Genomic DNA, 25,717 nt, shown 5'->3' with positions numbered 1-25,717 from the left:
ACCGGCGGTACGAGCGGCGGCACGACGACCAACAACTCGGGCGAGGATGATTGAACCATGTCAAAGCAGAACGAGGCCGTAAACCTTGGTGTCAGCCGGCGTGAAGTTGTCGCCGGTATCGGTGCCGCGAGCGCAGGACTTGTCTTCGGCTTTTCGTTGCCGCTGACGCCGAACGCGGCCATGGCGGCCGGGACGATCACGAAAATATCCGCCTGGATCGCAATCGGCACGGACGAAAGCGTGACCATCCAGATCGGCGCACAGGAAATGGGTCAGGGCATCATGTCCGGACTGGCTCAGGTCGCCGCGTCCGAACTCATGGTCGACTGGACGAAAGTTCAGGCGCAGATTGCCCCGGCCAACCCGATCTACGCCAACCCACTTTTCATGGCTCAAATGACCGGCGGCAGCACAAGCATGCGGGGCTTCTTCCAGCCCATGCGCGTCGCGGGCGCCACGGTGCGCGAGATGCTGAAGCAGGCTGCGGCAAACGCGTGGGGCGTTCCGGTCTCATCGTGCACCGCCGACAACGGTGTCGTGACCTCAGGTGCCAATAGCATGACCTACGGCCAGCTCGCGCCCGCCGCCGCTCTGCTGACGCCGCCTGCGTCGCCTCCGATCCTCGGCACGAACCCGATCCTCGGCACGTCGGTGCCGCGCCTCGACATTCCTTCAAAACTCGACGGCAGCGCGATCTTCGGCATTGATGTTCGCGTACCGAACATGGTCTACGCCGCCATCAAGCAGTGTCCGACGATCGGCGGTACGTTGCCCGCGACCTACAAGCCGGCAGTCCCCACCGGAGCCATCGCTGTCGTCCCGCTCGGCAATGCGGTGGCGGTCGTCGCCAACACGACGTGGACTGCCCTGCGTCTGGCGAAGCAGCTCTCGGTCAGCTGGACGTTGCCGTCGACGGCGGCGTCCATGGACAGCGCCGCCATCGCAACCGCGGCGACGAAGCTGATGTCCAGCACGTCGCCCGCCATCGCCGAGTCGGTCGGCTCTGCGAACAGCGCCATCACCGGAGCCGCAAAGAAGCTCTCGGTAACCTACACCCTTCCCTATCTCGCCCATGCCTGCATGGAGCCGCTGAATTGCACGGCGAGCGTCACCGCGACGACCTGCGAGATCTGGGCGCCGACACAAGCCCCAGCATTCGTCGCCGCGACCGCGGCGGCGATCACCGGCTTCTCCATGGACAAGATCACCGTCCACACAACCTTCATGGGCGGCGGCCTCGGCCGGAAGTTCGAGACGGACTACATCAGCCAGGCAATCCGTGTCTCCAAGGCCCTGCTGCGTCCGGTGAAACTGACCTGGTCGCGCGAAGAAGATTTCGGGCATGACCAATATCGGCCGATGGCGCTGATCCGGATTAACGCGGGCCTCGATTCATCGGGCAATATCGTGGGCTGGGCGAACAGAATTGTCTCGCCGTCCATCCTCTACCAACGCAACCCCGCTTCGCTCGTCAACGGTGTTGACAGCCAGGCGGTCGATGGTGCGGTCGGACTCGACTACAACTTCAAGTCGAGGCTTGTCGAATTTGTGCGCCACACAGCGCCAAATCCGGTCGGCTTCTGGCGGTCGGTTGGCCATTCACTCAACGCCTTCTCCGTTGAAAGCGCCATCGACGAACTGGCCCTGCTTGGGAATATCGATCCGCTCGTCTTCCGTCAGCGTCTTCTGGCCAACTCGCCACGCGGCCTTGCGGTGCTCAACGCCGCCGCTCAACTCGGCGGCTGGTCCAGCACGCTTCCGGCCGGCCGCGCGCGCGGCATCGCCTACTCCGTCGGCTTCGGAAGCATCGTCGCGCAGATGGCTGAAATTTCGCAGCCCGTCGCCGGTTCGATCAAGGTTCACCGGGTGGCCTGCGCCATCGACTGTGGCCCGGTCGTCAACCCGGACTCGGTGATCGCTCAGATGGAGGGAAGCATCGTACACGGACTGTCGGCAGCGCTCTGGGGACAGATCAAGTTCACCAAGGGTGTCTCGGGCGTCACCAACTTCAACAAGTATCGCGTTCTGCGCATGCTTGAGATGCCGCAGATCGACGTGACGCTGGTCAAGTCCGATGGTCCCGTTGGCGGCGTCGGCGAACCCGGCGTGCCTCCCATCGCTCCGGCGATCGCCAATGCCTATGCGCGCCTCACCAAGACGCGCATTCGGACGCTGCCGATGTTCCCGGCGGCCTCCACCATGAGCGACTGATGATATCTGCTAACGGCACCTCCGTGCATGTGGGGCATTCAGAAGGAAGGATTCCAGCCTTCTGCAATGCTCCACTGCGCGGCCATCCAGACAACGAACGTCGCTGGAGCCAGAAAGGCGCCGAACGGAATGGGGGTCGTCAGGCCAATGGCCTGCGTGCCCCTTTTCCTCCAATAGAGAAGTGCGACGGCAATCAGCGCGGCGAAGCATGCCAGCAGCAATACATATGGCAGCAGGCTTGCGCCGGCCCATGCACCCGTCGCGGCGATCAGCTTCACGTCGCCCATGCCGAGGCCATCGCGTCGGCGCACCTTCCGGTAGAAGAAATTGACCGCATAGAGAAATGCCGGACCGGCGACGGCACCGAGCCAGTTTTCCGTCGGAACGGAGAAGGTATCCACGCCCTGCGCCAGCGACGCCGCAATGAGGCCGAGCGGTATCGCCGGCAGCGACGCAATATCGGGAATGAGAAGCCTTCGCAGATCGACCAGCGTGATGAGCGTCATGGTCGCCGCAAGATAGACGGCACTCATCACGACGAGGGGCGGCAGACCGCCGGCAATTGCTGCGAACCCTGCGGCAATCGCAGCCACGGAAGCCAGAACGCCGTCTTTGATATTGAACATGGCCCGTTGTCCCCTCGCTCCACCTGTACGAGCCGACGGCGTCTTATGCTGTCGAAGCGCAACTGCGGCTCATGTTATACGAGAATGAAGTTTCAGTGCTGAACCTGCTTAATATCGAGGACGACGGCCCCAAGATGTCGCGGATTGCAAATCGCCCCGTATTCACAGCGCTGCAAGGCATCCTCGCCGTCGCGCTTCTGGCAGCCCCATTATCGGGATGTACGCCGCCGACTGCGGGCGCCGGGCCCGACCTACGCGCGCTCGATCTCAGCCCGCGCGAGCCCACCCCGACCGACGTGAAGACGCCACAGACGCGTGGCGCATCACGTCAGTTCTTCAGCACCTCGTCCGCCGGCGGCACCCCGGGTCTACCGGCGCAGCCGACGCAGCAGGCCGAGCAGGATCAGTCCGCGGGATCATCGCCGGATGGTATTTCTCCTGCCGGCGAGGGCTTCAACGTCAATCTCGACAATGCGAGCCTGCCGGGTGCGGTCCGGATGATCCTCGGAGATGTTCTGAAAGTCTCCTACGTCATCGATCCGAAGGTGCAGGGAACGATCACGCTCTCGACCAGCCAACCTGTGACGAAGCAGGAGCTGCTCAAGGTTCTCGAAGCGGCGTTGCAGATGAACGATGCATCGCTCCTTTTCGATGGCAAGCAGTACAAGGTTGTTCCCCGCTCTGTCGCGGCGGAAGGCGGCGCAAGCGGCAATGTCGACTTTGCTCAGGCCGGAACCGACGTGCCGCCCGGCTATGGCGTCACCGTGCTTCCCCTCCGCCATGTGAAGGCCGCCAAGATGATGGAGCTGCTCGATGGCTTCATCGCGCGAAGCGGCCTCGTCCGCGCGTCCAGCCAGGGAAATCTTCTGCTCCTCAGAGGAACCGCGCAGGAGCGGCAAGCGCTTATCGGAATTGCAGAATCTTTCGACGTCGACACGATGCGGAACCAATCCGCCGCCATCGCAACGCTTCAGAACAGTTCCCCCGCTGAAATGATCTCAAAGCTGAAACGTGTCATGCAGGTCGATGGGGACTTCGAAAGCGCCGCGCGCTTCGAACCTCTGGAGCGCATGAATGCCGTCCTCGTCCTTGCGCCGGACAAGACGCAAGTGCGCGAGGCGCTCACATGGATCGACCGCCTCGATCAGGAGACCGAGGAAGGAACCGGGTTTTACGTCTATCGCGCGCAAAACACCAAGGCGAGCGCGCTCGCAAAAACTCTGAACGAGGTCTTCGGACAGAGCGGATCAACGGGCGCGCCGACGGCAAATGCCGCACCAGCGCCCGCCCCCGTTCAGGGCGAACCTCTGCCCGCAGCCGACGGGAGCGAGCAGACATCGCCGATGGCCGAGGGGCAGACGCCCCCAGCCACGCAGGCGAATGAAAGCGCCGCGACTTCCGAGAGCGTTTCGCTCGGGGAAGATGTGCGCATCACTGCCAACACCAACACGAACAGCCTGCTGATCCGCGCGCCGTCGCGGACCTACAAGCAGATTTTCAGCCTGCTGCAACAGATCGACAAGCCGTCGGTGCAGGTGCTCATCAACGTGATCATCGCCGAGGTAACGCTGAACGACGACCTGCGCTACGGAGTCGAGGCCTATCTGGAGCATGGAAAGTTCGCCGCCATCAACGCCACGCATGTGCCGCTGAAGACCGTTCTTCCAGGACTCAATATCATCCTCGGCGGCACCGACAATCCCAAGATGGTGCTCGACGCGCTTTCCGCCGTCACCAACGTCAAGGTCGTCTCGTCTCCCTCGGTTGTGACGCTCGACAATCAGCCCGCGACGATCAAGGTCGCCGATCAGGTGCCCGTAACGACGCAGCAGGCCATCAGCACACAGACCGCAGGCGCTCCCATCGTCAATTCCATCGAATACCGCGATGCCGGCGTCATTCTGCGCGTGAACCCGCGCGTGAGCGAGACCGACCTCGTGACAATGGACGTCGCGCAGGAACTATCGTCGGTATTGCCGTCCGCGGATTCGACGCAGACTACGCTCACGCCGACCATTTCGAGCCGCAGCATCAACAGCACCATTGCGGTCTACAGCAAGCAGACCGTTATTCTTGGCGGCCTCATTTCGTCATCCCAGTCGAACGACAAGAACTCCATTCCGATCGTCAACAGGATACCGTTGATCGGCGATCTTTTCGGTAACACTGAGATAAATGGAATGCGCAGAGAGCTCGTCGTCTTCATTACGCCGCGTGTCATGCGCGATGCGGTCGAGGCCAGCCGCGCCTCCGAAGAGGTACGCAGCAGGCTCAAGCTCCTGAACTGAGCCGGCCGCGAGCCTCATTTCTGCAGTCTGTTCCCGACTCCCAGCATGCTGTCGGTCGGGATGATGGCCCGTAGCGGCATGTCCTTCGGCTCGGCTCCGGGCGGCGTAGCCGCGCCTGTGACGTCGCCTGCCCGCGCCATGTTCAACGTCGTGACCACACCACCCTTCTCGAACACCGCGCCGCGCGCGCTGACGTCGCGCAACGTCCATCCGTCGATCGCCTTGCCCTGACTGACCGAGATTACTTCGTCGGGATTCTTGCGCCGAAGCATCGCATATCTCGCACCGTTCGGCGCAGTCGCAAGCCCGACGAGATCGAAGCCGTCCATCGACGCGGAGGTGCCAAGCGTCGTCGCCTCAGTCACATCGTTTGTTACAGCCGCCGGACGCCGATCCGGGCTGAACAGGGGCCGGGCTACAATATCGGGGAAGTCGTCGGCCTTTCTTGGCGGCAGAATAGCCGAACGCGCCTCAACCCTGTCTGTCTCCTGCACGGCAGGAACATTCTGGGCCGGACTCTTTGCCTGCCGTTCAGGACGAAGGGGAGCGTCATCTGACGTGTAGAGCCGGTCCACCACCACCAGGCCAGTGAGAAGCGTCGCAACCAGCACAAGAACGGTCGGTCTGTCGAACTTCATGGCTCGGACCTCCCGGTCATAAACGCTTCCACGACGAGATGCAGCGTCACCTTGTCGCCGCTTTCACTCTCGGGCGCAAAATCTGCTTCAGTGACGAAGAAATAGGGCGTTCCACCTTCAATGGCCAGAAGCGCCTCGCGAACCCCGAGCAGGCTGCCTGACGCCTCGACCTTGACAGACAGAGAGTCCGGCGCCGCCTCCCCGCCTTCGCTCAGAACCTCGATACTTTTCAGATTGAGGCCGCCCCGCGTCAGAATGTCGGAAAGACGCGTTTCGAACTGGGCCGCCGCAAGCCCTTCATTTGGCGCGTCGATACGCATTGCGGCGTCCTGCGCGGAGGCACGCGCTTGCGCGGCATCGCCCCTGCCGCCCGCCGCCGCCAACAGCGTCGACTGCTGATGCACTTCCGCCCCAAGCGACACGACGCGCGCTGTCAGGACGGTTACGGCAGCAACCAGCCCGACAACGAGCGCTCCCGCGAAAAGCAGCGTCGCCAGTGACGGAACGGAGATGTCCAATTGCTTCCGCATCATGGCCGCCCCTCAACGCCGCGTATTGACGCAGTCACCGAAAATTCCGCGACCTGCTCATCCTGAGCGTGAACCGTCGGCGCGGCAAACCGCACATTGTCGAGCAGTTTCGAGGTCTGTAGCGCCATCACGACACCGGGCCCATTCCTGGTCTTGCCGGTCAGCGTGATGCCGCTTCTTTCGATCCGCAATTCGCTCGCCCATGAATCGGCAGGCAGGAGACGACTGACTTCATTCAGGACGGCAATGACCGGCGGCTCGCTCTCCTTGCGGGCACGCAGGCCTTCTCCACTTCCGTCCGCAATGGAAGCACTGCCGTCCAATCCAAGTCGATGACGGCCATCCTCCACCTTCGCCGACATCGCGAGGCTGACGCCGAAAAGGACGAGCGCGGCAGTTGAAAGCGCACCCACCGTCGCCGCATAAGCGACGAAGAGCTTCCGGCCGATGGCCCGCGCACGCGCCGGTAGGGTTTCGCTCAACACGATCTGTTCTTCGCCGTCGTCGACATCGATCCGGTCGGGAACGATTCCGGCCGCGCCGAGGCGGGCGGTCATGGCTTCAACCGCCTCCCGCCCGAGGATAGCGACCCGAACGACCGCCTGGCCGCCTTCGCGCGGCAAGGCCGAATATCCGAACAGAGCCTGCGAAGCGGGCCACGGCCCCAGCCGATCAATCTTGTTGCGAATGATCGCCGCGATGTAATCCCGATTGTCGGTCGGCAGGGTCAGCTCGGCGACGACCGCGCATTCCGACCGGAAGCGAAGCGTAGTCGAAGCGGGCGGCGACACCTCCCGCGCGATGGCTTCGCTGAGCGCGTCGAATGCGGCGAACTCGAGCGCGCCCGGCACCGACAACAATTTTCGCCGTCTTTGACCTTCGATAGAGAAGACCTCCGTAGCAGTCGCACCCACCATCACCATCAGATGCCACTGCGCGGTATCGCCCCGCAACCGCATCAACTCCGGCACCAGAGATTGAAAATAATATTCCCGAGCACGCGCAGAGACATCGGCGGCTCGTTGCCTTAGCTTGTCGCGAATGTCCGACATGGGACTCATATCCATGTGCTCACCAGCTCCAGGAGAGAATGTTGAATGGCTTCTGCATATCGTCCTGCAGGATGATCGTGGCGACGCGGCGCATGGGCGTTCTGTCGGCCATGTCGACGACATAAATTCCACTCATCGACGCTGACATCCAGCGCGCATATTTTTTCAATATCGCGGCCGCGTCGGCATCGTTCCAGCCGTCCCTATTTCGCGCCTTCAAAAGCACATCGACCTCGAGCGGTGAAATATCGGGTATCGCGCCGAGAAGCGCAGGTGGCGATATCCACGGGTTCAGACGCCCGTCACCGCCCCCATATATGGTCAACAAGGGCAGCGCGCGTTCGAAGAGCGGCATATCATCGGCAAAAAGACCCGCGAGCTGATTGACGGTGCGGAACGGATGCTCCGGGTTGAGGTTCTTCGTGCCGGTGTTGTTGAAGCCGACAGCGGCGCTGTTCGACTCCTTCGTGGGCACAAGCATGCCGCGCCATTCGTCAATGCGTCGCGCGATCGCGTCTGCTTCCGCGCGGTCGTCTGTCAGGCTCAGCAGAACCCTGCGGATTATCTCGATATCGGCGCGATTTACATCGAGAAGTGCCGTCGCATCGGTGACGCGGATGGAAACCGCCTCTCCGTCAAAATCGATACGCCTTATGCTGCCATCCGCGCGCCAGCGTGCGGCGGGGGCGGTCGTCAGCAATCTAGCCGCAGTAATCTCGACGGCGCTCCGGGCCATGCGCCCGGTCAGAAACTCCGATCTGGAGGATCGGGACAATAATGCTCCCTGATGCACGCTCGACATCGCAAGGACGACGACCACCGACAGTGCCGCGACCGCGAGCAGAACGACAATCAGGATGACGCCATCTTGCCGGGTCATGGGGACGCTCCAAGACGACCCCGGCCGCGCAATGAGCAATAGGCATCCGAGAGATCGACGCAGGCCGGCTCCGCATCGATCATCAAGCTGGCCGTCAACGGAGCGACGAGAGCCTTTCCGGTCTTCGGTTCCGTGAGTGAGATACGGATCTGACCGGGAAGGCGGTCCCGATAATCCCATGCGTCGGTCCAGTTCGCCTGGGCAGCATCGCGATAGGAAAATGCGATGGCAAAAGAACCCTCGATGAGCGTGGTTCTGCCGCCCCACGCAGCGTTGACAAAATCCCCTCGCCCCTCCTGAAACGGTGCACGATCCCTCACCAGAGCCTGCCCCGCCGCCGTCGCGACGACGGACAGACGGACGAACTCCATATCGGACGAAACGGGGTAAGGACGCTGGACGATGACATAGGCAAGCGATCTGGGACCACCAGCGAAGAGGTAGGCTGGTGCAACGCTCCGCCCCACGGTTACTCGCTCGATGCGTGCCAGATCGTCGGCCGCCGCCTGAAATCCGAGGTCGAGCATCTCCAATCGATCGAGCGCCGACGCCGAACTACGCGCCCCGGCTCTGACCACGCGTGCGCTCACCGCGAGTCCGGTCACCACCACGGCCGAGACGGCGAGATAGACCATCAACTCGACAAGCGTAAAGCCGGCCGAACCGCCTCCGAACGCCCCGTTGCGTTCCTTCGCCGTCATTGCGCGGATCCCAATTTCAATGAACGAAAGGTCATCGCGCCGCGCGGTCCCTCAATGACGTATTGAATCTCGTAAAGCCGCCAGGGATCGCGCGGCGCACCCTTGGCCCAGGCCTCGCTTGCCAGCGTCGTCGTGATGCGCCACCGATAGGCGCCGAGGCGCCCGCTCGTCACTCCGGGCAAAGGCCGTGTCACGTACCTCTCGTCTGCAAGAAGCGAGCGCGCGATGATGCGCTGCTGGAAATCATTCGTAAGCCTGGCGCTGCCGCGTTCGGCATTTCCGACCGCCTGCAGCAACGACACCATGCCGAGGGCGAGCACCGCGAGCGCGCACAGCGCCTCGACCAGCGTGAATCCGGACGACGAAAGCGCCTCCTCATCTAACGGCATCGAGCGTTACCCTTCCCGTCAGCCAGGCCACGCGCAGCCGTCTCTCGTGATCGCCATATCTCAGATAAATCGCGCCCCCGCTTGAGCCGCCGTTCGGAAAGAAGCGGACCATGGATATGCCACGTCGGTAGCTTGCCGCGTCGGCGACACCGAGGACGAATGTGTCGCCGGTAGGAAACGTCACCGATTGGCGCGTTGCTGTGCTGCTCAGCTTCCGCTTCTGCAGATCGACATAAACCGCTTGATCGGTCCGTGCAGCCAGTGCCTTCGCCCGTGTCTCGCGCAGAATGTTGACGCTTTCCTGCAGCGCCGACGCCGCAATCTCGTCTTCGCTGCGAGGTTGGAACTTCAGAACCGTGATCGACGCGATGAGAACGAGAATGGACAGAACGACGAGCAGCTCCAGAAGCGTGAAGCCACCCTCCCATTCGTCCGTATGCACATGGTCAGTTGGTGACGTCCGCATCCTCACCCTGACCACCCGGCTTGTCGTCGCGTCCATAGGAAAAGATATCGAAGGCTCCCTTGCGGCCCGGCGCGCGATAGCGATAGGCATGGCCCCATGGGTCGAGCGGAATGTCCGCCTTGTTGATGTAGGGCCCACGCCAGTTGGCCACGCCGGATGGCTTCTTCACGATCGCGGCAAGCCCCTGCGCGGTCGTGGGATAGACGCCGGTATCGACGGCATAAAGGTCGAGAGAGGTGCTGAGAGATTCAATCTGCACCTTCGCGGCCTTCGAGCGCGAGTCGCCTATGTAACCGATGATCCGCGGCGTGATCAGCGTGGCCAGCAGAACCAGAATTACAAGAACGACGAGAAGCTCAAGCAATGTGAAGCCCGCTTCGTTTCCGGGCATAGGGGGCGCTGCTTCGTCGGCCAGGTTCGGACGATACTTGTCGTTTTCGGTCATTTCACATTGCCAGATCGTTGACGCTGATAATCGCCTGCATGACGATTGCGATGATCGTGCCGACCACTCCGCTCAGCACCAGAATGATGGCTGGCTCCATGAGCGTGGTCAGGCGCTGTATGTTGACGTCGACCTTGTCCTCGAACATGAGCGACAGCTGGTCGAGGGCCGGTACCAGATTTCCCGTCTCCGTACCGACGCGCAGCAGACGGGGCACGAGCGCCGGAAAGAGATGGCTTGCCTCAATGGGCTTCAGAAAATCTTCGCCCTTCCGCAAGGCGATCGTCATTTCGTTCACGACCCTGTCCAATTCACGCGCCGGAAAGGCCTGACGAACGAGATCGAGCGCCGAGGACAATTCGATGCCGGCACCGAGAAGCAGGCCGAGCGTCCGGCAGAACTGCGCCACGAGGGAAAGCGCGAGCACGCTTCCCACAAACGGTATACGCAGCGCCGTTTCATGGACGATGCGTCTGGTCTTTCGGTTGCGAACGAGGGCGGCAATCGCAATGGAAGCCAGGACAAGTGTGACGGTGAGTAGCCAGCCGTTTCCGATCAGCCAATCCGACACGGCGATGAGCCTGCGCGCAGGACCGGGCACATGAGCGGAGGGGTCGTCGAACATGTCCTTGAGCTTGGGCACCACGCCCGTAAGGATGAACAGTATGGCGCCCGCCGCGACGAACAAAATCGTACCCGGATAGAGCAGGGACGAAACGATCTTCTGCCTGCCGGACGCTTCACGTTCGCGGACATCAGCCATTCGCTCCATCATCACCGGCAATGTGCCGCTCGACTCCGCTACCCCGATCATGGCGATGAAGTAATCGGAGAATATCTCCCGATGCGTCGCCAATGCGTCGTGCAGCGTCTCGCCCGCCCTTATCCGGACATGCACATCCGAAAGGATCGGTCCCAGTCTCGACGCGGCGAATTCTCCCGCCAGCATTTCAAGCGCGCGGCTGAGATTGAGCCCCGCGCGGAGAAGCCAGGCCAGCTCGCGCGTGAAAAGCGTAATGTCGGCCGCAGATGGGCGACGCCGCCAGCCTATACCGCCGAGACGGAGGTCGTCTGACGCCGGCCTGATCTCAAGTGCGTGCTGACGGACCGCCTCAAGCCTGTCTATGACAGAACGCTCGTTCGCCGCTTCGATCTCTCCCGAAACAGCTTCCCCCGTTTCAAGCAGCGCCTTGTACTGATATCTCGGCAACGCGACCTCGCCCCTCAACCGGTCATGACCACACGCGCCACTTCATCGGCGGTGGTCAGACCTCTTCGGCACTTCTCCAGTCCATCGACGATCATCGTCGTCATGCCCGATTGGCGCGCCGCCACAGCAACCGCCTCGGTATCGACGCTGCCGCCGATCAGGCGACGTAACCGGTCGTCGACCGCCAGCACCTCGAAGATAGCAAGCCGCCCGGCGTAACCGGTACCGTTGCATCGCTCGCAACCCCTTGCCGTCCAGCCATCAATGGCCTCGCCGGGCGCAAGGCCGGTATCGACCAGTGCCTCCGGTGAAAACGCGGGAATGACCCTCGCCGGCTCCTTGCAATGCGGGCAGAGAGCGCGCACGAGACGCTGCCCCACGACGCAGCGCAGTGACGACGCCAGAAGATATCCCGGCACGCCCATGTCGAGCAGTCTGGTGACGGCGCCTGCTGCGGAATTGGTATGCAAGGTCGTAAGCACGAGATGCCCTGTCAGCGAGGCCTGCACGGCGATCTGCGCAGTCTCGCTGTCGCGCACTTCGCCGACCATCAGCACGTCCGGGTCGTATCTCAGAATCGATCGGAGCGCATGGCTGAAGGTGATGCCGATCTCGGATCGCACCTGCACCTGGTTGATGCCATCGATCTGATATTCGACGGGATCCTCGATGGTGACGATCTTGCGATGCGGTTCGTTGAGAAATCCGAGACCCGCCGCGAGCGTGGTCGTCTTGCCGCTGCCGGTCGGCCCGGTCACGATCACGAGCCCGTTTGCAGCAGCGAGGGCGGATCGAAATGCCCCTTCGTCGCGGGCCGAAAGACCGAGCCTTTCAAGAGCGGGCACCTGCGTCGCAGCGGCCAGAATACGGATCGCGGCGCTCTCGCCATGGATCGTCGGGATGGTGACGATGCGCAGATCGTAATCACAATCGTTGATGCGCAAACGCGCTTGCCCGTCTTGCGGAAGACGACGCTCCGCAATGTTGAGCCGCGAAAGAATCTTGAGACGCGAAATCGCCGCGCGCCCGACATTTGGCTCGAGCGCGCCTGCTTCGCGCAAAAGGCCGTCGATGCGCTGACGAAGGATCACGCGATTTCGACCCGGTTCGATATGAAGGTCTGTGGCCCGCCGAGCCACGGCATCCTGAAGGAGGCTGTTCACCAGCTCGATGATCGGCGCCTCCAGCGCCAGATCGTTGAGCTGCTCGATATCCTCGCTGGTCGCCGCGCTGCTCCGCGCTTCCGTCTCGATAAGCGCAGAGTGCTCCCGACCGAGGCGATTGAGCGCGATGGAAATGTCGGATCGCGAGGCGAGCCTGAGTTCGAGCGGTCGCCCGACCGCGAGTCTGAGAGAGGAAAGCGCCCGTTCATCGCCGGGGTCCGCGACAGCCACAATCAGATGTCCGCGCTCATCGATCCGCAGCGGCAGAATCGAGTTCTCGGCGAGAAAGGCGGGGGAGAGGCGGTCGGAAAGCACCGGGCTCTCCGGCCACTCCGACGGCTCTATCTGCGGTATTCCATAATGCTCGGCGGGCTCCGGCGCGAGCGCATCTGAATCGGCCTCGCTCGGCGCCACACCGGTCCGCTTCTTATGGAGTTCAATGGGCATCGGCCTATTTTCGAACCGCTCGGATGTCACGATACTGCTTGCCGATCGTTCCCGTGGGAGCGGATGACGCGAATACGATGCCCCTCCCCCGGAAATGACTTGGTCAACCACCGGAAATAGTGGTGGGAAAAACTCCCACCTGCAAGCTTTAAAGCGGGGATCCGCCTAAAAAGGCGCCTCAGGGCGCTACTGCACCGCGAGCGAGGTGTCGATCTCGGAACCGCGCTTGAGCGTCTGGCTGACCGGGCATCGGTCGGCGATTTCCAGCAGGCGCGCACGCTGCTCGTCGCTGAGGCCGCCCTTGACCTCGATGACGCGCTCGAACCGGTCATGGGGCGCTTCCGAGCCGCTGCCGACCCGCTGGATGTGGCGCAAGCGGACATCGACATGCTCAAGCGGCCATTGGTGCCGGGTTGCATACATACGCAAGGTCATCGCCGTGCAGGCGCCGAGCGCCGACAGGAGAAGCTCATAAGGGTCCGGGCCGGTGTCGTGGCCGCCGACCGATTCAGCCTCGTCGGCGCCAACGACATGATGACCGGCCGTGATGAACTCCCCATAAGGGCCATTGCCGCTCTCGGAAACCGTTACAACACGCTCTTTCATCGCCACCTTCGCCACATGCGTTTCACACGCGCCGCCCCAAGCCGGGTCCAGCTCATTTTGAGCGCAATTTGTTGATTCCGAGAAGGCTCATGACAATGCGCTCATAGGCGGGCTCGCTCGCCCCGTTGCGAACCTTGTGCATGAAATATTTCTCGAACGCCACCTTGGCGAGATGAACCCAGTAGCCCTGCCCCGACCAGTTCACGTTGCGGGGCGGGATCTGCGGAAGAGCGACGAAGGCGACGCCGTCGTCGCCGAAGTCTGCGAGGCAGACGGCATTCCAGGTCGCCTCCTCGGTCGGCTCCTTTCCGGCGATCGCGTCGCGGATATTGTGCGCCACGGCGGCGGCCATGGATTCGATCATGTAGCCGGTCTTGGGAACGCCGACCGGCACAGGCGTCTGCTCCACCGGAGGGATCGCCACGCAGACGCCAACCGCATAGACATTCTGGTATTTCGGATTGCGCTGCTGCTTGTCGATCAGGATGAAGCCGCGCGGATTGGCGAGCCCCTCAATCGGCTTTCCGTCCTCGCCAAAGAAGCAAGACACGCCCTTGAATGCCGGAAGCATCATGTTGAGGCGTGAGGGAATCTCGTGGACCTTCTTGACGGCCCCCTCCTCCGTCATCTCGCTGATATAGACCTTGTCGGGCCCGACGCGATCGACCTTCGCATTGGTGATCCATTTGATATCGCGGTCACGCAGCGCCGACTCCATCAGGCTCTTTGTGTCGCCAACGCCGCCAAGACCGAGATGGCCGATATATGGCTCGGAAGTGACGAAGGTGATCGGCACGCGGTCCCTGACCTTCCGCTTACGGAGATCGGCATTGGCCAGGAACGCGAATTCATAGGCAGGGCCGAAACACGAAGCTCCCTGCACCGCGCCCACCACCATCGGGCCCGGATCGGCACAGAAGCGTTCCCACCTCTCCGCGAGGACCGTTGCGTGATCGACATGGCAGATCGAGTTGCTGTTGTGCGCCGGACCGAAGCCTTCAATTTCGTCAAAGGCGAGCGAGGGTCCCGTTGCCACGACGAGATAGTCGTATGCGATCCTTGTCCCGTCGCGCAGCAGGACCGCATTTTCCGCCGGCAGCACGCGTTGCGCGCCCGCGGCCGAGAAGCCGAAGCCCAGACGCGAGAAGACCTCGGGGAGATGTATCTTGATATCCTTAGGCTCACGCCACTTGATCGCGACCCACGGATTGGAGGGTACGAAGTGGAACCACTCCGTGTCGGACACCACGGTGATCTCGGCATCGGCGCCAAGCGCGGCTTTCAATTCGTAAGCCACCGTAGTGCCGCCCAAGCCTGCTCCCAGAACGACAACTTTCTTGCCCATAGGCCTCCTCCTCCCAAAGCAGAGCCGCCATAGCCGGTCGGCGTCAGAATGCGTTTCCGGACTTCAGGCCAAGCTTGCGGAAGATCATCGCCGCCGGACAAAAGCCAGTGAACGAAGACTGCAAAAGGTTCGCCCCGACGAATGCGGTGAACCAGAGCCAATAGGGACTGTGAACCTGGCTCAACACGAGGCTTGCCAGAATCATGAAGCCGGCAAAGGCCATTACGGCACGATCGATGGACATGGCAGTCTCCCTGAAAGCCGCGGCATGAGGCACTTCAGCACCACGGGCGGCGGCCCGATATGATTTCGCTCAATCCTCCGGCGGCCTGTCTGTGCTCATATGAACCGCAGGCTTTTATATTCGTCATTGTTAATTTAGTATTGTCTGATATATGAGTCAAACGCAACATGGCTGGGGTCGGCATGTCACGACGCATCGCTCTTTTGGTTGTCACGCTCGCGCTCGGCTCCGCCACAGCAGCCGGGGCGCAAGGTAAGACCGCAACGGTTCATTTGACGACCGTGGACGACCGCAAGGCCGTCATCGCCACGGTGGAGCCCGTGCATCAGCTCCTCGCACGCTCACGCATCGCCGGCACGATCAGCGCCGTGAACGTGAAGGAAGGCGACAAGGTCAAGGCCGGCGACAAGATCGCCATCGTCGGCGACGAAAAGCTGATGCTTCAGATGCGCGCCACGCAATCCCGCATCGAAGCGCAGCAGGCAGAACGCGCGCAGGCGAAGATCGACTTCGACCGCGCCTCGACGCTGCGCCGCACAGGCGCCGGATCGCAGGCGAAGCTCGATGAGGCAAGGACACGGCTGCAGATCGCGGAGCGCAATCTGCAGGCGCTTCAGTCCGACCGTCAGGTCATCGAGCAGCAGTCGATCGAGGGCGCCGTGCTTGCCCCCGGCGCAGGCCGCATCCTCACCGTACCTGTCGCCGAAGGCAGCGTCGTGATGGGTGGCGACACCGTCGCCACCATGGCGACTGACGACTACATTCTTCGTCTCGAACTGCCTGAGCGCCACGCCCGATTTCTGAAGACGGGCGACGAGATTCTCGTCGGCGCACGCGGCATGGGCGAAGCCGAGAGTTCGGCGATCCGTCCCGGCAAGGTCGTCCTCGTCTATCCGCATATCGATCAAGGCCGCGTGGTCGCCGACGTCGCCGTCGACGGCCTGGGCGACTATTTCGTGGGCGAGCGCACGCGTGTCTTCATTGCGACGGGCAAGCGTGAGGCGCTTGTTCTGCCCGAGGATTTCATCTACCGGCGCTTCGGCGTGAGCTATGCGAAGCTCGAGAGCGGCGTGGAAGTGGTCGTTCAGGTAGGCCAGCCTGTGACTGGCGGCATCGAGATTCTTTCCGGCCTTCGTGATGGCGACGTTGTGGTGATGCCGTGAAGATCGGTCTCTCGGGCGCCCTCACCCGGGCCTTCATCACCTCGCCGCTGACGCCGCTGTTCCTGATCGGCTCGCTGATCGTCGGCATGATCGCGCTCATTGCCCTGCCCCGCGAGGAGGAGCCGCAGATCAGCGTTCCCATGGTCGATGTCATCATCAGCACCAAGGGCTACAAGGCCGAGGACGCGGTCGAGCTCATCACCAAGCCGCTCGAAGACATCGTCAAGGGCATCGACGGCGTCGAGCACACCTATTCGACGACGCAGGACGATCAGGTTCTGGTGACCGCGCGCTTTCTCGTCGGCACGGATCAGGACACCGCGCTGCTGCGCGTCCACGAGAAGATTCGCTCCAACATCGCGGACCTTCCTTACGGCATTCCCGAGCCGCTCATCATCGGTCACGGCATCAACGACGTCGCCATCCTCGCGCTGACGCTGACGCCCAGACCCGATGCGGCGGACCGTTGGACAGACAATGGCCTGCGCCAGATCGCGCAGGAGCTGCAGCACGAGTTGATGAAGGTGGACAATGTCGGCATCACCTACATCATCGGCGGCAGCCCCAACCAGATCAGGGTCGAGCCGGACCCTGACCGTCTGGCGCTTTATGGCATCACGCTGAACCAGCTGGTCGACAAGCTGCAGAATGCCAACCGGTCGCTTGTCGTCGGTCGGGTGACGGGCGCCAATCGCAGCTCGACGGTCGTGGCCGGCGAAACCCTGCAAGGCGTGCCGGACATTGGCCTTCTCCTTCTCACCTCGCGCGATGGCCGGCCCGTCTATGTCAAGGACGTGGCCGATGTCACGGTCGGTGCCGCCGAAACGGATTCCCGCGCCTGGAATCTGGTGAAAGCCAGTAATGGAGAGTTGCAGCGCCTGCCCGCCGTCACGATAGCCTTTGCCAAGCGCAAGGGCGCCAATGCGGTGATCGTGGCAGCCGATCTCCTCGCCCGCCTCGATACGGTGAAGACGAGACTTCTACCGGCAAATGTAGACGTGACGGTGACCCGCAACTATGGCGCGACCGCCACCGAAAAAGCCGACGAACTTCTGTTTCATCTCGGTCTTGCAACCATCTCCATCGTCGCTCTCATCACATGGGCGATCGGATGGCGCGAGGGCGTCGTCGTGCTCGTCGTCATCCCGACGACGATCCTGCTCACGCTCTTTGCCTCGTGGCTGATGGGCTACACCATCAACCGCGTCAGCCTGTTCGCCCTCATCTTCTCAATCGGCATTCTGGTCGACGACGCCATCGTGATCGTCGAGAACATCATCCGCCACTGGCATATGCGTGGTGAGAAGGGCCTCATAGAGAGCGCCGTCGAAGCGGTGGCTGAAGTCGGCAACCCGACCATCGTCGCGACGCTGACGATCATCGTCGCACTGCTCCCCATGATGTTCGTGAGCGGCATGATGGGCCCCTATATGAGCCCTATCCCGGCCAACGCATCGATGGCGATGATCTTCTCCTTCTTCGTCGCAGTCGTCATCACGCCGTGGCTTCTGTTTCACATCGCGCGGCACCGCTTCGAGGGCGAAGGAGCGACGGCAACACATGGCGGCCATGAGGACGGTGGCGCGCTGGCGCGGCTTTATGTTCGCGTGGCCCGCCCGCTGCTCACCGGCAGAAGGAACTCGAAGCGGCTTCTGATAAGTGTCGGCGCCGCGACGCTTGCGGTTTGCCTGCTGTTTGTCACACGCGACGTCGCGGTGAAGCTCCTGCCCTTCGACAACAAGTCGGAACTCCAGGTGGTCCTCGACATGCCGCAAGGGACGACGCTCGAGGAGACACAACGTTTCCTCTTCGCCGCCGCGGACAAGCTCAAGTCCATGCCTGAGCTCACCTCCATCCAGCTCTATGCGGGCACCTCGGCGCCGTTCAACTTCAATGGCCTGGTCCGCCACTACTATCTCAGAAGCGGTCCGCAGCAAGGTGACCTGCAAGTCAACTTCGTCGCGAAGGGCGACCGCTCGCGCGCGAGCCATGAACTTGCCGTCGCCGTGCGCAAGGAGCTGACGACGCTCGCCTGGCCACAGGGCACGGTGCTGCGCGTGGTCGAAGTGCCGCCGGGGCCGCCCGTTCTGGCGACGCTTCTCGCCGAGGTCTATGGCCCGGATCAGGAGACGCGGCGCGCCGCCGCGCGCAAGGTGGAGGAAGCCTTCCGTTCCGTCGACTTCGTGCACGACGTGGACGACACCTTCTACAGGCCCGCGGAGCGCCTGCGCTTCATCATCAATCAGGACGACCTCGAGTATCACGGCGTCGAGCAGCAGGCCGTCTACGACACGATTGCGACCATCATCGGCGGTGCCGAAATCGGGTTCTCGCAACGCGGACACGGCGCAAAGCCCTACGACATTGTCGTGAAGCTGCCGCGCAGCGCGCAGACGATGGGCGAGCGCCTTCTGACCACGCCGCTCCCGGCCGGCGGCACGGCGCGCGAGGGACGAAACGTCGAACTGGGCGATGTCGTGAGCGTGAAGCCGGAACCCGGCTCCTACTCGCTCTATCGCCGCGACGGCCACTCCGCCGAAATGGTGCTGGCGGAAGTCGCCGGACGGTTCGAAGCGCCGATCTACGGCATGTTCGCCGTCGAGAACGCCATCAAGAAAATGGATTGGGGCAAGGACGGCCCGCCGGTCATTGCCTATCACGGCCAGCCTGCCGATGAGAGCCATGTGACCTTGCTCTGGGACGGCGAATGGGAGGTCACCTATGTGACCTTCCGCGACATGGGCGCCGCATTCGGCGTCGCGATCCTCGGCATCTATCTGCTTGTCGTGGCGCAGTTCGGTTCCTTCAAGCTGCCGCTCGTCATCCTCATCCCCGTGCCGCTGACGCTCATCGGCATCGTGCTCGGCCATTGGCTCTTCAATGCGCCGTTCACCGCGACCTCGATGATCGGATTCATCGCCCTTGCGGGCATCATCGTCCGAAATTCGATCCTGCTGGTCGATTTCATTCGCCATCGTCGCGCGGAAGGCGCTGTGCTTCGCGACGCACTACTGGAAGCAGGCGCGATCCGCTTCAAACCGATCGTGCTGACCGCGGCGGCGGCGATCATCGGCGCGGTATTCATCATCGCCGATCCGATCTTCCAGGGCCTCGCCATCTCGCTCGTCTTCGGCTTGGCGTCGTCGACGGCGCTGACGCTGCTGGTCATCCCGGCCGTCTATGTGATGCTCAGGGACGATCACAAGGGGTTCGAGCGTTATTGAGGGGCGTGACTTGATAGCCCGCATATTGGACACACCTGATAGTGAGGCTCAGTCAGGAGGCGCGACATGCCAGAAAGCATTCATATTCCCTGTCCGAAATGCGGGGCCATCAATCGCATGCCCGAAGCACGGCGTCAGGACCGTCCAACCTGCGGAAAATGCGGCGTATCGCTGTTCGACGGTCATCCGGTAACGCTGACCGCGGGCAACTTCGAGCGCCACGCCAATGCGCAGGACATCCCCCTGCTCGTCGATTGCTGGGCATCATGGTGTGGGCCGTGCCGCGCGATGGCCCCGGTCTTCGAGGCCGCCGCCTCGGAATTCGAACCTCGCCTTCGGCTCGGCAAGCTCGACACTGAAGCCGAGCCCGGCCTCGCCGCAAAATTCCAGATCCGCGCCATACCCACGCTGATCCTGCTTCGGGGCGGGCGCGAAATCGCGCGTCACAGCGGCGCTATGAACGCCTCCATGCTCCGCGCCTGGGTCCACCAGCATCTTCCCGCGTGAAGCGCTCTTTTCCGAGCGCGTCGATAGAAGTGGCTCTGGCGATCCGATCATCCCTGCACTAACCTTCCGGCAGGCCGACTCGGGGGAGAGAGTCGCCCTGCGAAGCTGCATGGCGCCGCCTTGGCGCCGGTCGCCGCGCAAAAGCCTCCACATCAAAACCGTCCGGGGGCGGCGCGTCCGAGTCCGACGCCGCCGAGAAAAGTCTTTCTGGGCTCGGAGATCGAGCGGGTGTCAAATGAGTTGGACCGACCATGAGCTGACCGAGGTTCTTTGCGTCGGCAATGAACAGGGCATCTTCGCCCGCTGCGATATTCCCGCCAACAGCGTGGTGGGCGTCTTTGACGGCGTGGCTGAGGTATTCTCGCTAAACCCCGACGGCAGCGTGGATTGGCGCGGTCAGGATGGTGGGATGTCGATCCATCTGAAACTCAGCGACAACAAGCTCTTTGCGATCATGCCGATCCCCGAAGTGAAGATCGACGGCATTGACTTCATCAATCACTCCTGCGATCCCAACTGCCGCGCCGACGCCGGCGTGCTGGTGGTGGAGACGATCCGGCCCGTCAGGAAGGGTGAGCAGTTGACCCTCAACTATCACGACATGGACCTGATCAAGCTCGGCAGGCCCTGCTGGTGCAAGCATGTGCCGGACGACAAGCGTTGTATTCTGTAGGTGATCACGAATGCTTCTGGTGAAGACATATCTCGCGGAAAGCGAGATCGACGGAATTGGCCTGTTTGCGGCGGAGGATATCGCGAAGGGGACCACCATCTGGCGGTTTGATGAGCGGATTGACCGAAAATTCAGCAAGGCCGAGCGCGACGCCCTGCCCGAGCCCGCCTATTCCTATGTGCAGAAGTATTCATATCCGGCCTTCGTCGGCAGCGACGTCTACTATCTCGACGGCGACCACGCCCGCTTCATGAACCACAGCGACACCCCGAACACCGACTGCGAGGTGGACACGGTCGCGATCCGCGACATCCAGGCCGGCGAAGAGTTGGTGTGCGACTACCAACAGTTCCACCCGAGCCACATCTTCCCCCAGACCTGAGCTCATGCATTACAGCATGTGGCGGCGTGCCGTGATGTCGCGCCATTGGCAGGTCATCCTGCATGGCGCGCTTCTAGCCATGTGTTCCGCGTTCGGCTCGACGCTCGCGGCGTCCCTCTTTCTCGCCAACGCGGGGGCCAATGCCGTCCCGATCTACTACCTGATCCTCGCGGCGGCCTCCATTCCGGTGTCGCTGCTCTTTTCGTCCGTCATCGACCGTTGGCCCCGGCGCACCACGATGACGGGCCTTCTCGTCATCTACATGGCGAGCGCCATCGGCCTGGCCGCGCTGATGAGCCAGAGCATCGCCAGCTTCTACGTCCTCTATACGGTCATCAGCGTCTGCGAACTGATGATCTACAGCATCTACTACATACTGTTTTCGGATTACTTTTCGGTGCTGGACGCCAAGCGGTACAGCGGCGCCATGACCATCGCCCTGGGCGTCGGCGCCATGGCCGGGTCTCTGCTGGTCTCCTATCTGACAGGCATCTTCGAGGCGCGGGAAGTACTGCTCGCCCTGCCGATCCTAGTGCTGCTTGCCCTCGCCCATCTTCTGTGGCTCACGAAGCGCGAGCAGCCGCTCGACGAAGTCGAGTCGGCAGCCGAGGAGAACATGCTGGAGAGCCTGGGCCTGCTGCCCCGGATCATTCAGCGGCACCCGATCATTCTTCTCATGGCAGCGTCGGTATTCTTCAATATCGTCGGCCAATGCGTCATGGAGTTCGAGGCGTTCTCGATCTATGCCGACAACTTCCCCGATGAAACGCAACTGGCCTCTTTCCTTGGCGAGATGACCGCCATCGTGGATCTGGTCGGCATTCTCGTCGTCTTCTTCGTGTCCAATCCGCTAATATCCCGGATCGGCGTCGCCCGCCTCGCCATTGTCCCGGCGGTCATCAATCTTGTCTCATTCATCGTGCTGGCTGCATCGTCGAGCCTGTCCGCGGGCGTCCTCGCGCATCTCAACTACTACCCGCTCGAGCACAGCCTCAATGTCCCCGTCTTCGCACTGATCTACAATGCGATCCCCTACCGCTTCGCGGGGCGCGTCCGGGTCATCAATGACGGCATCATCTATCCGCTCGCCCTGGCGGCGTCGGGCATCCTCCTGCTCGTCGTCGAACCGCACCTGACGTTGTCGCAGATCGCAATGGTCGGAGGCGTTGTGGCGCTGCTTTATGTTGCGGCGCAGGCAGGAATCGGACGCCAATATCTTCGCAGCCTGGTCGACATGCTGCGGAAGGGCTCCGTCGAGCTCGATCAGGTCGGCGAGGGTCTCGTCCTGCCGGACGCATATCGGCGTGACATCGCCAGCTTGCTGCGTGACCATGACAAGGAGAACGTCATCCTCGGCGCCGAACTTGCCATGCGGGCAAAGATCGAGCCTGACGATTCCGATCTTGCCCGCGCTCTGCCGATGCTGCCGCCGCCGGTCGCGAGGTCGGTCATCCTCTCCCTCGGAAGAAACAATCCCGCCGCTGCAGAAGCGCGCCTCCGGCGGCTCCTCGAAAGCCCCGAAGCGGGCACAAGGTTGGCGGCTATCGAGGGGCTCCTCGTCCGGCGGATGATTACCAATCCCGCCGATCCGGCCCTTCCGCTGCTTGACTCCGATCCGGAGCTGCGTCTGGTCGCCAAGGCAGGCGCGGCGGCGCTGAGCGGCGCTGTTCCCGAAGCGGCAAGCCCCGACGGCGGGCCGGGCGAAAGAGCGGCCATGGCCGCACTCAACATCCTGCGCGCGCTCAAACGCGGCGACCTCTTTTCCCTCTACGCCGGAATGCTTCACCACAGCGCACCATCGGTGCGGGCTGCGGCTCTGAGGCTCGCTGCCGATTTCGGCACCCTTGGCGATCAGGATCTGCTCGATTGGGCACGCTCCGCCCTCTCAGACGGCGACGCGTCCGCGCGCGCCGCATCGGCGGCGCTGTTGGCGACCATCACGGCCGAGGAAAAGCTGGAGCCTCTGTCTCGGAACCTCTTCGCCAAGGAAGATCCCGCTGTCCGCCGCGCTGCAGCCGCCGCATTGACCCGGAGGGGCGCTCTCGGTCTCGATATATTGACCTCCCGGCTTCTTGAAGCCGGACACAGCCTTGCTTGCGACATCATGGACGGATTGGGAAATGCCGGTCCCGAGATTGCCGATCCCATTCTTTTCGATTTTCTTACCAGACGGACATTTCCCGATATCCGGCGCAATCTCGCCGCCAGCGATCATATTCCGGCCAACCGTCCCGGCTGGCGCCCGCTTGAGCTCGCCATTGCGAATTCCAATACGCAGATCGTCCAGTCGGTCCTGCAAGCTCTCAGCGTTCTGGATTACAAGCGCGTTCTCGGTGCCGTTCGCCATGCGATGAACGCCCGTGACGAGCGCACACGCGCCAATGCCATCGAGACTTTGTCATCGCTGGCGCACCGCCACTACGTGCTGCCGCTCATGCCCATTCTCGAGGCGGACGCCTCCGCGGCCCACTCACCCGTTTTCGACCCGGAAGCTGCGCGATCTCTGCTTTCCGAGTTGATGTCCGCGGATGACGATTTCATCCGGGCTGCGGCGATGACAACATGGGCTGCCGAATTTGGCACACTGCCGGCCTCACCGCCGAACACTCCCGATGGGATCGTGCTCGCGACGATGAATGCGTTCTCCCGCAATAGCAATCCGTCCCGCTTTGACGAGGTACTGCCGATGAACCGTCTGGCTTTTCTCAAGTCGGTGCCATTGTTCGCGCAAATGACGCTCGATCATCTGATGGCGGTGGACAATGTCATGACGCGGCAGACCTACCTTCCGGGCGAGCGCATCGTCAGGGAGGGAGAGGCTGGCGACAAGCTCTTCATCGTCCTTTCAGGTGAGGTCGTCGTCCGCAAGCAGACCGAGGACGGCGCAGAGCGTGACCTCGCTCGCCTCACAAGCGGCGAGCTGTTTGGCGAGATGGCACTTTTCGACGAGGAACCCCGTTCGGCTTCGGTGATCGCGCTGACGGACGCGGATTTTCTGGCGCTGGAGCGCGACCATTTTCTCAGCCTCGCCTTTCAACGGCCAGACATACCGATGCAGGTCTGCAAGGTTCTGGTCTCCCGACTGAGGAACGCCAACACCTGATCCGTTGATGGAAATCAATGCCGGGACCCCTTTGCGCGCATCTGATCTAGTCAGCAACAGGCTACGCGCTCGCAATGGAGGCTCGACATGGCCGGTCGCTCCGTGCGCCCCTCGACGCATGACGACGTGCGCATACCGCCTCTCGGACTTCCGGGATCACTTCTCATTCCCGCGAACGCGACCGGCGTAGTTGTCTTCGCCCACGGCAGCGGCAGCAGCAGATTCAGCCCGCGCAATCAATATGTTGCGAAGGCCTTGCGTGAAGCCGGTCTGGGCACCCTGCTCTTCGATCTCCTCAGCGAAGAGGAAGAGGCGGTGCGAGCTCATGTTTTCGACATCGACCTGCTGGCCGACCGGCTCTCGGCTGCCACCGCCTGGCTCGCGAAGCAGCCTGATGCGGCGGGCCTTCCGGTGGGACTGTTCGGGGCCAGCACGGGCGCGGCAGCCGCACTCGTAGCGGCTGCGCGAGCCGATATTTACCGGGCGGTGGTCTCGCGGGGCGGGCGCCCCGACCTCGCCGGAGACGCATTGCCACTCGTAGCCGCACCCACGCTGCTCATCGTCGGCGGTCATGATTACGAAGTCCTGGACCTCAACCGCGAGGCGCTTGCCCGGATGAAATGCCCAAAGGAGCTGAGCGTCGTGCCAGGCGCCACACATCTCTTCGAGGAAGCCGGAGCCCTGGACATCGTCATCGATCTCGCGCGCGCATGGTTCCTTCGGCACCTGACCGGACCGGGAAAGAAGGGCTGAATGTTCAAGGATCGCACGGAGGCCGGCCAAAGGCTGGGAACAAAGCTCTTGCGCTTCAAGGCGCAGAACCCGTGCGTCCTGGCCCTGCCACGCGGCGGCGTTCCGGTCGGGCTTGAAGTGGCCATCATGCTCGACGCGCCGCTCGATCTCATCATCGTGCGCAAGCTCGGCGCGCCGTGGCAGCCAGAACTCGCCATAGGCGCAATCGTGGATGGCGACCCCCCGCAGGTCGTCCTCAACAAGGACATCATCGCCCAGCTCGGCGTCTCGCCGGAAGAAATAGAGACGGTCAAGAAGCGACAGCTCGCTGAAATAGCTCGGCGTCGCGCGACCTACCTCGCCGATCGCCCACGCGTCCAGATCGAAGGTCGCACCGCGATCATTGTCGATGACGGCATTGCGACCGGCGCGACCATAAGGGCGGCCATTCTGGCGACGCGAGCGGCGCATCCCCGGAAAATCGTGCTCGCCGTCCCCGTCGCCCCAACGGACACCGTTGCGATGTTGAGCCGCGAGGCAGACGAAGTGGTCTGCCTCGAAACGCATGACGATTTCGCGGCGCTCAGCCTCTACTACATGGATTTCCGTCAGCTCGAAGACGACGAGATGCGCGGTCTTCTCGCGCGCGCCCCGCATGCGCCTCCTCTCCCGGTCACCAAACACTGAAAGGG

General features: G+C 62.6%; 24 protein-coding genes. 10 read left to right on the top strand and 14 right to left on the bottom strand.

Features of this window, described 5'->3' with window-relative positions:
• Window positions 1-57: 57 nt before the first annotated feature.
• Complete coding sequence (locus ABFC66_RS14640; protein ID WP_346741703.1) at window positions 58-2,211, top strand: molybdopterin cofactor-binding domain-containing protein; 2,154 nt, start codon at window positions 58-60, stop codon at window positions 2,209-2,211.
• A gap of 38 nt (window positions 2,212-2,249) precedes the next feature.
• On the opposite strand, the gene ABFC66_RS14635 is transcribed toward ABFC66_RS14640, so the two are convergent.
• Complete coding sequence (locus tag ABFC66_RS14635) at window positions 2,250-2,837, bottom strand: A24 family peptidase (protein ID WP_346741702.1); 588 nt, start codon at window positions 2,835-2,837, stop codon at window positions 2,250-2,252.
• A 95-nt stretch (window positions 2,838-2,932) separates the two neighbouring features.
• Between ABFC66_RS14635 and gspD the strand changes: the two genes are divergently transcribed.
• Complete coding sequence (gspD, locus tag ABFC66_RS14630; protein ID WP_346741701.1) at window positions 2,933-5,125, top strand: type II secretion system secretin GspD; 2,193 nt, start codon at window positions 2,933-2,935, stop codon at window positions 5,123-5,125.
• A gap of 14 nt (window positions 5,126-5,139) precedes the next feature.
• Here the strand turns inward: gspD and ABFC66_RS14625 are convergent, their stop codons facing one another.
• From ABFC66_RS14625 to ABFC66_RS14565, 13 genes are all read right to left on the bottom strand, one after another.
• Window positions 5,140-5,763 carry a hypothetical protein gene (locus ABFC66_RS14625; protein ID WP_346741700.1) on the bottom strand — a complete coding sequence of 208 codons (624 nt, stop codon included), beginning with the start codon at window positions 5,761-5,763 and terminating at the stop codon, window positions 5,140-5,142.
• Window positions 5,760-6,293: a type II secretion system protein GspM gene (gene gspM, locus ABFC66_RS14620; RefSeq protein WP_346741699.1), complete on the bottom strand. Its 534-nt coding sequence runs from the start codon at window positions 6,291-6,293 to the stop codon at window positions 5,760-5,762. The genes ABFC66_RS14625 and gspM overlap by 4 nt, the downstream gene beginning before the upstream one ends.
• Window positions 6,293-7,360: a PilN domain-containing protein gene (locus tag ABFC66_RS14615; protein ID WP_346741698.1), complete on the bottom strand. Its 1,068-nt coding sequence runs from the start codon at window positions 7,358-7,360 to the stop codon at window positions 6,293-6,295. The genes gspM and ABFC66_RS14615 overlap by 1 nt, the downstream gene beginning before the upstream one ends.
• A 4-nt stretch (window positions 7,361-7,364) precedes the next feature.
• Complete coding sequence (locus tag ABFC66_RS14610) at window positions 7,365-8,225, bottom strand: hypothetical protein (RefSeq protein WP_346741697.1); 861 nt, start codon at window positions 8,223-8,225, stop codon at window positions 7,365-7,367.
• Window positions 8,222-8,926, bottom strand: a complete 705-nt coding sequence (locus ABFC66_RS14605) for a prepilin-type N-terminal cleavage/methylation domain-containing protein (RefSeq protein ID WP_346741696.1) — start codon at window positions 8,924-8,926, stop codon at window positions 8,222-8,224. The genes ABFC66_RS14610 and ABFC66_RS14605 overlap by 4 nt, the downstream gene beginning before the upstream one ends.
• Window positions 8,923-9,315, bottom strand: a complete 393-nt coding sequence (locus ABFC66_RS14600) for a prepilin-type N-terminal cleavage/methylation domain-containing protein (RefSeq protein WP_346741695.1) — start codon at window positions 9,313-9,315, stop codon at window positions 8,923-8,925. The genes ABFC66_RS14605 and ABFC66_RS14600 overlap by 4 nt, the downstream gene beginning before the upstream one ends.
• A complete protein-coding gene (locus ABFC66_RS14595) occupies window positions 9,302-9,781 on the bottom strand; it encodes a prepilin-type N-terminal cleavage/methylation domain-containing protein (protein ID WP_346741694.1) in 480 nt (159 codons plus the stop codon). Before ABFC66_RS14595 ends, ABFC66_RS14600 begins: the two co-directional genes overlap by 14 nt.
• Window positions 9,762-10,226 (bottom strand): type II secretion system major pseudopilin GspG, encoded by a 465-nt coding sequence (gene gspG, locus ABFC66_RS14590; protein ID WP_346741693.1) that lies wholly within the window; start codon window positions 10,224-10,226, stop codon window positions 9,762-9,764. The genes ABFC66_RS14595 and gspG overlap by 20 nt, the downstream gene beginning before the upstream one ends.
• Window position 10,227: 1 nt before the next feature.
• The gene (locus ABFC66_RS14585) at window positions 10,228-11,436 is read right to left on the bottom strand and encodes a type II secretion system F family protein (RefSeq protein WP_346741692.1); all 1,209 of its coding nucleotides are present in this window, start codon (window positions 11,434-11,436) and stop codon (window positions 10,228-10,230) included.
• A 14-nt stretch (window positions 11,437-11,450) separates the two neighbouring features.
• A complete protein-coding gene (locus tag ABFC66_RS14580) occupies window positions 11,451-13,046 on the bottom strand; it encodes a GspE/PulE family protein (protein WP_346741691.1) in 1,596 nt (531 codons plus the stop codon).
• 186 nt (window positions 13,047-13,232) lie between these two features.
• Window positions 13,233-13,652 carry an OsmC family protein gene (locus ABFC66_RS14575; RefSeq protein ID WP_346741690.1) on the bottom strand — a complete coding sequence of 140 codons (420 nt, stop codon included), beginning with the start codon at window positions 13,650-13,652 and terminating at the stop codon, window positions 13,233-13,235.
• A 52-nt stretch (window positions 13,653-13,704) separates the two neighbouring features.
• The gene (locus tag ABFC66_RS14570) at window positions 13,705-14,997 is read right to left on the bottom strand and encodes an FAD-dependent oxidoreductase (RefSeq protein ID WP_346741689.1); all 1,293 of its coding nucleotides are present in this window, start codon (window positions 14,995-14,997) and stop codon (window positions 13,705-13,707) included.
• Between the two features lie 43 nt (window positions 14,998-15,040).
• Complete coding sequence (locus ABFC66_RS14565) at window positions 15,041-15,241, bottom strand: DUF2892 domain-containing protein (RefSeq protein WP_346741688.1); 201 nt, start codon at window positions 15,239-15,241, stop codon at window positions 15,041-15,043.
• Between the two features lie 182 nt (window positions 15,242-15,423).
• Between ABFC66_RS14565 and ABFC66_RS14560 the strand changes: the two genes are divergently transcribed.
• The 8 genes from ABFC66_RS14560 (at window position 15,424) to ABFC66_RS14525 (ending at window position 25,712) form a co-directional block, all read left to right on the top strand.
• Window positions 15,424-16,404 (top strand): efflux RND transporter periplasmic adaptor subunit, encoded by a 981-nt coding sequence (locus tag ABFC66_RS14560; RefSeq protein ID WP_346741687.1) that lies wholly within the window; start codon window positions 15,424-15,426, stop codon window positions 16,402-16,404.
• A complete protein-coding gene (locus tag ABFC66_RS14555; RefSeq protein WP_346741686.1) occupies window positions 16,401-19,628 on the top strand; it encodes an efflux RND transporter permease subunit in 3,228 nt (1,075 codons plus the stop codon). The genes ABFC66_RS14560 and ABFC66_RS14555 overlap by 4 nt, the downstream gene beginning before the upstream one ends.
• Window positions 19,629-19,694: 66 nt before the next feature.
• A complete protein-coding gene (trxC, locus tag ABFC66_RS14550) occupies window positions 19,695-20,135 on the top strand; it encodes a thioredoxin TrxC (RefSeq protein WP_346741685.1) in 441 nt (146 codons plus the stop codon).
• Between the two features lie 235 nt (window positions 20,136-20,370).
• Complete coding sequence (locus tag ABFC66_RS14545; protein WP_346741684.1) at window positions 20,371-20,808, top strand: SET domain-containing protein; 438 nt, start codon at window positions 20,371-20,373, stop codon at window positions 20,806-20,808.
• A gap of 10 nt (window positions 20,809-20,818) precedes the next feature.
• Window positions 20,819-21,190, top strand: coding sequence for an SET domain-containing protein (locus ABFC66_RS14540; protein ID WP_346741683.1), 372 nt, complete (start codon window positions 20,819-20,821; stop codon window positions 21,188-21,190).
• 4 nt (window positions 21,191-21,194) lie between these two features.
• Window positions 21,195-24,293, top strand: coding sequence for a cyclic nucleotide-binding domain-containing protein (locus ABFC66_RS14535; RefSeq protein WP_346741682.1), 3,099 nt, complete (start codon window positions 21,195-21,197; stop codon window positions 24,291-24,293).
• Between the two features lie 87 nt (window positions 24,294-24,380).
• Window positions 24,381-25,046 (top strand): dienelactone hydrolase family protein, encoded by a 666-nt coding sequence (locus ABFC66_RS14530; protein ID WP_346741681.1) that lies wholly within the window; start codon window positions 24,381-24,383, stop codon window positions 25,044-25,046.
• Window positions 25,047-25,712 (top strand): phosphoribosyltransferase, encoded by a 666-nt coding sequence (locus tag ABFC66_RS14525; RefSeq protein WP_346741680.1) that lies wholly within the window; start codon window positions 25,047-25,049, stop codon window positions 25,710-25,712. It begins immediately after the preceding gene.
• Window positions 25,713-25,717 lie beyond the last annotated feature (5 nt).

The organism is Parvibaculum sp. (assembly GCF_039680535.1).
Taxonomy (GTDB): domain Bacteria; phylum Pseudomonadota; class Alphaproteobacteria; order Parvibaculales; family Parvibaculaceae; genus Parvibaculum.
Note: the sequence above shows the minus strand (reverse complement) of the source record. Positions and strands in the feature narration are given on the sequence as shown.

What these genes read in the sequence shown, in the direction of transcription:
- ABFC66_RS14605 (WP_346741696.1), bottom strand. Translation starts at nt 8,926, where the DNA reads ATGACGGCGAAGGAACGCAACGGGGCGTTCGGAGGCGGTTCGGCCGGC.
- gspG (WP_346741693.1), bottom strand. Translation starts at nt 10,226, where the DNA reads ATGACCGAAAACGACAAGTATCGTCCGAACCTGGCCGACGAAGCAGCG.
- ABFC66_RS14635 (WP_346741702.1), bottom strand. Translation starts at nt 2,837, where the DNA reads ATGTTCAATATCAAAGACGGCGTTCTGGCTTCCGTGGCTGCGATTGCC.
- ABFC66_RS14600 (WP_346741695.1), bottom strand. Translation starts at nt 9,315, where the DNA reads ATGCCGTTAGATGAGGAGGCGCTTTCGTCGTCCGGATTCACGCTGGTC.
- ABFC66_RS14570 (WP_346741689.1), bottom strand. Translation starts at nt 14,997, where the DNA reads ATGGGCAAGAAAGTTGTCGTTCTGGGAGCAGGCTTGGGCGGCACTACG.
- ABFC66_RS14525 (WP_346741680.1), top strand. Translation starts at nt 25,047, where the DNA reads ATGTTCAAGGATCGCACGGAGGCCGGCCAAAGGCTGGGAACAAAGCTC.
- ABFC66_RS14540 (WP_346741683.1), top strand. Translation starts at nt 20,819, where the DNA reads ATGCTTCTGGTGAAGACATATCTCGCGGAAAGCGAGATCGACGGAATT.
- trxC (WP_346741685.1), top strand. Translation starts at nt 19,695, where the DNA reads ATGCCAGAAAGCATTCATATTCCCTGTCCGAAATGCGGGGCCATCAAT.
- ABFC66_RS14535 (WP_346741682.1), top strand. Translation starts at nt 21,195, where the DNA reads ATGCATTACAGCATGTGGCGGCGTGCCGTGATGTCGCGCCATTGGCAG.
- ABFC66_RS14565 (WP_346741688.1), bottom strand. Translation starts at nt 15,241, where the DNA reads ATGTCCATCGATCGTGCCGTAATGGCCTTTGCCGGCTTCATGATTCTG.
- ABFC66_RS14610 (WP_346741697.1), bottom strand. Translation starts at nt 8,225, where the DNA reads ATGACCCGGCAAGATGGCGTCATCCTGATTGTCGTTCTGCTCGCGGTC.
- ABFC66_RS14580 (WP_346741691.1), bottom strand. Translation starts at nt 13,046, where the DNA reads ATGCCCATTGAACTCCATAAGAAGCGGACCGGTGTGGCGCCGAGCGAG.
- ABFC66_RS14625 (WP_346741700.1), bottom strand. Translation starts at nt 5,763, where the DNA reads ATGAAGTTCGACAGACCGACCGTTCTTGTGCTGGTTGCGACGCTTCTC.
- ABFC66_RS14640 (WP_346741703.1), top strand. Translation starts at nt 58, where the DNA reads ATGTCAAAGCAGAACGAGGCCGTAAACCTTGGTGTCAGCCGGCGTGAA.
- ABFC66_RS14560 (WP_346741687.1), top strand. Translation starts at nt 15,424, where the DNA reads ATGTCACGACGCATCGCTCTTTTGGTTGTCACGCTCGCGCTCGGCTCC.
- gspM (WP_346741699.1), bottom strand. Translation starts at nt 6,293, where the DNA reads ATGCGGAAGCAATTGGACATCTCCGTTCCGTCACTGGCGACGCTGCTT.
- ABFC66_RS14595 (WP_346741694.1), bottom strand. Translation starts at nt 9,781, where the DNA reads ATGCGGACGTCACCAACTGACCATGTGCATACGGACGAATGGGAGGGT.
- ABFC66_RS14545 (WP_346741684.1), top strand. Translation starts at nt 20,371, where the DNA reads ATGAGTTGGACCGACCATGAGCTGACCGAGGTTCTTTGCGTCGGCAAT.
- ABFC66_RS14530 (WP_346741681.1), top strand. Translation starts at nt 24,381, where the DNA reads ATGGCCGGTCGCTCCGTGCGCCCCTCGACGCATGACGACGTGCGCATA.
- ABFC66_RS14615 (WP_346741698.1), bottom strand. Translation starts at nt 7,360, where the DNA reads ATGGATATGAGTCCCATGTCGGACATTCGCGACAAGCTAAGGCAACGA.
- ABFC66_RS14575 (WP_346741690.1), bottom strand. Translation starts at nt 13,652, where the DNA reads ATGAAAGAGCGTGTTGTAACGGTTTCCGAGAGCGGCAATGGCCCTTAT.